This is a genomic window from Patescibacteria group bacterium, from assembly GCA_034660655.1.
GTDB lineage: Bacteria > Patescibacteriota > Patescibacteriia > JAACEG01 > JAACEG01 > JAACEG01.
Genome location: JAYEJU010000001.1, coordinates 1 through 6,267, shown reverse-complemented (window position 1 = coordinate 6,267; position 6,267 = coordinate 1). Strand labels below are relative to the sequence as shown.

At 26.9% G+C, this 6,267-nt stretch carries 6 protein-coding genes; 1 reads left to right on the top strand and 5 read right to left on the bottom strand.

Annotation, left to right across the window (positions count from 1 at the left end; all coding sequences use genetic code 11):
- Positions 1-465: 465 nt before the first annotated feature.
- The gene (locus tag U9O55_00030; GenBank protein ID MEA2088221.1) at positions 466-1,509 is read left to right on the top strand and encodes a DNA recombination protein RmuC; all 1,044 of its coding nucleotides are present in this window, start codon (positions 466-468) and stop codon (positions 1,507-1,509) included.
- Between the two features lie 263 nt (positions 1,510-1,772).
- Here the strand turns inward: U9O55_00030 and U9O55_00025 are convergent, their stop codons facing one another.
- From U9O55_00025 to U9O55_00005, 5 genes are all read right to left on the bottom strand, one after another.
- Positions 1,773-2,420 (bottom strand): site-2 protease family protein, encoded by a 648-nt coding sequence (locus tag U9O55_00025; GenBank protein MEA2088220.1) that lies wholly within the window; start codon positions 2,418-2,420, stop codon positions 1,773-1,775.
- Between the two features lie 145 nt (positions 2,421-2,565).
- On the bottom strand, positions 2,566-4,359 hold the full coding sequence (gene thrS / locus U9O55_00020) for a threonine--tRNA ligase (GenBank protein MEA2088219.1): 1,794 nt from the start codon (positions 4,357-4,359) through the stop codon (positions 2,566-2,568).
- A 364-nt stretch (positions 4,360-4,723) separates the two neighbouring features.
- On the bottom strand, positions 4,724-4,978 hold the full coding sequence (locus tag U9O55_00015) for a hypothetical protein (protein ID MEA2088218.1): 255 nt from the start codon (positions 4,976-4,978) through the stop codon (positions 4,724-4,726).
- Positions 4,979-5,130: 152 nt separating this feature from the next.
- Positions 5,131-5,529, bottom strand: a complete 399-nt coding sequence (locus tag U9O55_00010) for a hypothetical protein (protein ID MEA2088217.1) — start codon at positions 5,527-5,529, stop codon at positions 5,131-5,133.
- A 2-nt stretch (positions 5,530-5,531) separates the two neighbouring features.
- Positions 5,532-6,267: hypothetical protein (locus U9O55_00005; protein ID MEA2088216.1), on the bottom strand; the 736-nt coding region annotated here is incomplete at its 5' end.

Below are 6,267 nucleotides of genomic sequence, written 5' to 3'. Positions count from 1 at the left end.
TTGCGTAATTAGTTTTGTCTCAAAATCTGAAAATTTCGTCACAAAACTAATTATGCAACAAGTCTATTTTTTTCATTCAGATTAACTACTAAAAAATTACCACATCAGGGAGTAAAAGTCAATAAAAAAACAATAAAATCGCGAAAAGGTTGCAAAAATGTAAAATTATGTGTTATTATAAACATAGTTAAGCACCAAATCCCTGCCTCGCCGGCAGGCAGGCAAAATTCCAAATAACAAATAAATTACAATAACCAAAATCTAAAATCCCTGCCTGCCGGCAGGCAGGCAAAACAGTTTATTCTATTTAATAATAAATATTTAATGGAGTTTTGAATTTTGAATATTTGAATTTGTGATTTATTTAGAATTTGTGATTTTGAATTTGTAATTTATATTACATTATTACAAAATATATTTACTAACAAAATAATCTCTCATAATTTATTTAAACTCTACTATTTTATGGACTCGCAAATACTCACAATAATTTTAATAGCTGTCGGGTTTATCGCTGTTTTTTATTTTATAAATAAAAAAATGTCTGAATTTTCAAAAAGCCAAAAAAACGACCAGAGTTTGCTTCTTATTCAAAACCAAATAAATGAAATCACAAAAACCTTAGACAATAGACTTAATGAATCTTCAAAAATGATGCAAAACCAATTTAATGAAAGTTCTAAAATCATTACCGATGTTACTGAAAAACTTACCAAATTAGACGACACTTCTAAACAGGTGCTTGATTTAAAAGCTCCATTGAAAAATCTTGAAGACATTTTAAAAAACCCAAAACATCGCGGAATTTTAGGGGAATATCAATTAGAAATGATTTTAAAAAATGTTCTTCCGCCAGCTACTTATAAAATGCAATATAATTTTAACGACGGCGACATTGTTGACGCCGCGATATTTGTTAAAGACAAAATTATTCCTGTTGATTCCAAATTTTCTTTAGAAAATTACAATCGCATTGTAGCTGAAAAAGATCCAAACGCGCGAATAAAATTAGAAAAAGAATTCAAATTGGATCTTAAAAAAAGGATTGATGAAACATCAAAATATATTAAACCGCAAAAAAACACAATGGATTTCGCGTTTATGTTTATTCCAGCTGAAGGAATTTATTATGACCTTTTAGTAAATCAAGTCGGATCGGTTAAAGTGAACACTCGCGATCTGATTGAATACGCTTTTATAGATAAACATGTTATTATTGTTTCACCAACATCTTTTTACGCTTATCTGCAAATGGTTTTACAAGGCTTGAAAGCTTTAGAAATTGAAGAAAGCGCGAAAGAAATAAAAGAAAGAGTTGAAAAATTAGGACGCCATATTAAAAATTATGAAGAATATATGAAAAGAATGGGCAATTCCTTGGGAACAACAGTAAATCATTTTAATAACGCTTCAAAAGAATATAAAAAAATTGATAAAGATGTCATAAAAATATCAGGTGGCGAACAAACAGTTGAAGCTGTTGAAATAGACAAACCAAAAATTGAATAAAAATATTTTTAATAAAAAAACAAGGAGGAAAAGCAAATGAAAAAAGCAAGAAGTCTAAAATCACAGTGGTTCCTTTATAGCAGGATACTTTTTTTACCTTTAATTTTTTTAAAGGAATTTGCAAAAATTATTTTTTATTGCATCCACATTCCGATAGAAGATTTTTGGCTTAAACACTGCAAAAATTTTTAAATAAAAAAAACGCAAAAAAACAAAAAGGGCAAGCAGTAGCTTAGCCCTTTTCTCTTTGGATTTATTTTGTATTACATAAAATAATAAAATGGAACGCCGACAATTAAATAAAAAATAAAATTTAATATCGGCAAAATAACTGGATTAAAAAGAAGAAAAATAAACAGAATCAAAATAAGCATTCCCCATTGCTCTAATCTAAGCATTATTTCTTGCCATTTATAAGGCAAAAATGGCGCAAAAATTTTTGACCCGTCCAACGGCGGAATTGGCATTAGATTAAAAATTCCAAGCAAAAGATTAAGCCAAATAACATAAGCAATAAGCTGTGAAAAAACAGCAAAATTATATCCGCTAAAAATATCTGTATAACATATCCTCAAAATAATTCCCAGGAACAAAGCAATTAAAAAATTAGAAGCCGGACCAGCAAACGCGACTTTTGCCGAGCCGTATTTTTTATCTGACAAATTATTTGGATTAAATGGCACAGGCTTTGCCCAACCAAAAATAAAACCCGCGTTAAACAAAACCAACATTGCTGGAATAAAAATACTTCCTATCGGATCAATATGCGGAAGAGGATTTAAAGTTAAGCGACCAGCGTATTTTGCCGTTGGATCGCCAAGCTGATCAGCCATCCAACCATGAGCATACTCGTGAATAATAATGGAATAAATTAAAGCAAAAAGCGCGAAAATTAAAAATATTAAATCCATAAGGTTATTAAATAAATTACAAATTCAAAATCACAAATTCTAAATAAATCACAAATTCAAATATTTAAAATAGAATCTAATTTTCAATTTCTAATTTTCAATTTTCAAATTATTATTTTTATTTTTTATTATGATAAATTAATATTTATTTCCTTTCCTTTATTTTATTTAAAATTTCTTTTATAAATTTTTCAATACTTATTTCCCTTGTTTGTTTTGAGCCATAATCGCGAATATTTAACTTTTTGGATTTTATTTCTTTATCGCCAATAACAGCCATATAAGGAATTTTTTCAAATATTGTTTTTCTTATTTTATTGCCGACTGTTTCATCTGAGCCGTCAACTTCAACCCTAATATTATTTTCTTTAAATTCACTTGCCAACTTTTCACAATATTTAATGTGCTTTTCTCCAACAGAAATTATTTTAACTTGGACAGGCGAAAGCCAAACAGGAAAAATACCTGCGTAATGTTCAATTAAAATTCCTATAAATCTTTCAAAAGATCCAAACAACGCCCTATGCAACATATAAGGTCTTTCTTTCTTTCCTTTTTCGTTAATAAAAGACATATCAAACTTTTCAGGCAAATTAAAATCATATTGCAAAGTTGAACACTGCCACTCCCTGCCCAAGCAATCCTTAATTTTAAAATCTAATTTTGGTCCGTAAAAAACCGCTCCTCCTATGTCTTTTTCATAATCCAATTTTTTTTCTTTCGCGACTTTTTCTAAAACTTTTTCAGTAAAATCCCATCCTTTTTTTGTTCCAGCGTATTTTTTATTTTTAGGATCTCTAACTGACAAATAAATTTTATAATCTTCAAAACCAAATGATTTAAACACAAAAATAATAAAATCTAAAACTTTTTTTAATTCTTCTTCTGCTTGTTTTTCAGTACAAACTATATGAGCGTCGTCTTGAGTAAATCCGCGAACTCTTGTAAGCCCTGATAATTCACCTGATTTTTCATAACGATACACTGTCCCGCACTCTGCCCAACGCAAAGGCAATTCGCGATAAGAACGCGACTGAGAATTATAAAGCGTTACATGAAAAGGACAATTCATTGGCTTGATTAAATATTCATCTTTAATTTTAGATTTTTTGCCTGCTTGGTTATCCTCTAATGACTGTCCTACTTCCATTGGCGGATACATACTTTCATTATAAAAATTCCAATGTCCTGATTTTTCCCATAATTTTCTTGAACCAATGTGCGGGCTTCTGACTAATTCATATCCATTTTTTAAATGCTCTTGATACCAAAAATCTTCCATAATCCTCCACAACATTGCTCCCTTAGGTAGCCACATTGGCAATCCTAATCCAACCTCAGAGTCTATTAAAAATAATTTTAATTCTTTACCTATTTTCCGATGATCTCGTTTTTCAGCTTCTTCTAACATTTTCAAATATTTTTTTAATTCTTTTTTATTATTAAAAGCAACACCGTAAATTCTCTGAATCATTTTATTCTTTTCATCGCCTTTCCAATAAACCCCTGCTATCTTTGTTAGCTTGAAAGATTGCGCGTCTATTTTTCCAGTTGAAGATAAATGCAAACCTCTACACATATTTATAAAATCTCCTTGCTCATAAAAAGAAATTTTCTTTTTGCCTTCATTTTTTAAATCATTAGCAAGTTCCGCTGTATAAACAAATTTTTTCTTTTTTAAAAATTCTATTCCTTTATCAATTTGCATTTCTTTTTTCTTAATTTCTAAATTTTCTTTAATAATTTTTTTCATTTCTTCTTCTATTTTTGGCAAGTCTTTTTCAGTAATTTGTTTTTTACAATCAAAATCATGATAAAAACCATTTTCAATCGCAGGACCAACTCCAGGAACAGCCCCATACATTCTTTCTAACGCCTGCATAAGAATATGCGACAAAGAATGGCGATAAATCTCTAAATTTTCATTTTTTACTGCCATATTTTTTAAAATCCATTATAAAAATATTTCAAAGAATAATGATATCTAAAAACCAAAATTATCAAACGCCTTATTTATGATGTAATCGGTAAAAATATAAAGGGAAATACATAGTATCATAAATAATATCCAATAAGATATCAATAGCTTTTTATAATATTCTACCTTATTCTTAAAATTGATTTTGTACAAAACGAGAAAAATTATAAATGTTACAGGGAATATAAATAAGAAATAGTTGCCATACCATGCTATATCTTTTAAAAAATTAGAATAAACGAACAGATAAAAAGGTAATAATACAAAAATAATCAAATACGAAATTGAAAGAGCTAATATTTTTTTGGTGTTTTTAATCATAATTTTAAATAATATTATTTATTAAATAATTTATATCCGTTTTTATTATATCATATCCATTGTCAGTTATCCATTCTTTTTTGTGATAAAAATCTAATAATTTTAACAAGCGTTTAAACTTATGTTCAATAATTTTTTTATGGATTATGTATAAATGATCATTGATTTTATTAAAAACAGTTTTTATTTTTTCTTGACATTTTTCTTTATTTTTTCTTTTTTCGCAAAGTTTTGACATTTTTTCAAACCTTTTTTCCATTAGTTTAATTTTTTTGTTATATTTTTCAATATTCTTATTTATCTGTTTTAACTTTTTAATTAAATTATTTTTGACCAATTTTCTTTTTATTCCTCCTATATTATATAGTTTTTTAATATTTGAAATCGCGCTATTTATTGTTACTAATTTTTTTATTTTTTATAATTATTTTTAATCAAAAATATACTTTGCGCTAAAGCCCAGCCAATAACGGAAAAAATTGCTGCCCAGAAAATATGTTTTTGCCCGCTAGTTAAAGCCATCAATAAGGGTATAGATAATCCAATAAGCCAAATTGTCCATTGTTTATTTTTTATTAACAAAAAAATAAAAAAAGTGAGGAAAAAATATAATGCAAAAACAGTTCCAGTCACTGTAATGCCAACTATGTTTGGGATAGGCAAAAATAAACTACTATTAAAAGGTGTTGGCGGAAAAATTTTAATATAAAATTTATAAAACAACGGCGACACAATAATTGAAATGCCCAAACTTAACAAATAAATCAGAATAGCTTGATTTTGCAAAGATAGTTTTTGAAATTTTTGCATAATTATTTTATTTTAATAATAAGATTGTCTATGTCATTTATAAGTATATCATAAGCAGTCTGAGTAATCCAATTTTGTTTTAAATAAAATTTTAATTTTCTTTTAGCAAAATTTAATGATTTTTGAATATATTTTTTTAATATTTTTTTGTGATAAGATTTTTTGATCTTTTCTATTTTATTATATTTTCTTTCTAAATTTTTAAACTGCCTTTTTAATGATTTTTTAATAAAGCTTTTTTTGATTTCTTTATTTTGATAAAGTTCTTCTATATCTTGAATTATACTATTAAAACTAACCTTTTTTTCAATTATTATATTTTGTTCATTATTATTTTCAATATAATTAAAAGTAAAAATTTCTTCTTTTCCTAAACTAATAATACCTGAAATTAAATTTTCTTTTGTTTCTTTTAAATTATTATCATTCAAAATATCTATTCCTAATTTATAGCTTCCATTATCTATTCCTTGAAGTTTTATTTCATAATCGCCTTTCTCTGGATTGATAATAGTTACAAATTCAGCTTCTTTATTAAATCCAGAATAAAACGCGCCTTCAATTTCATTAACTATTTTATTATTTAAAAAGTCTTTGCCTACTTTATCGTTATTTGGCGCGACAACCATAAAATCTACAGGAGAATAAACTCTGATAAACAAAATTCTTTTAAGAGTGCTCCACTTTTCATAAAAGTTCTCGGGCTGTTTTCCTGTTAAAATTTTTATTATATGTTTT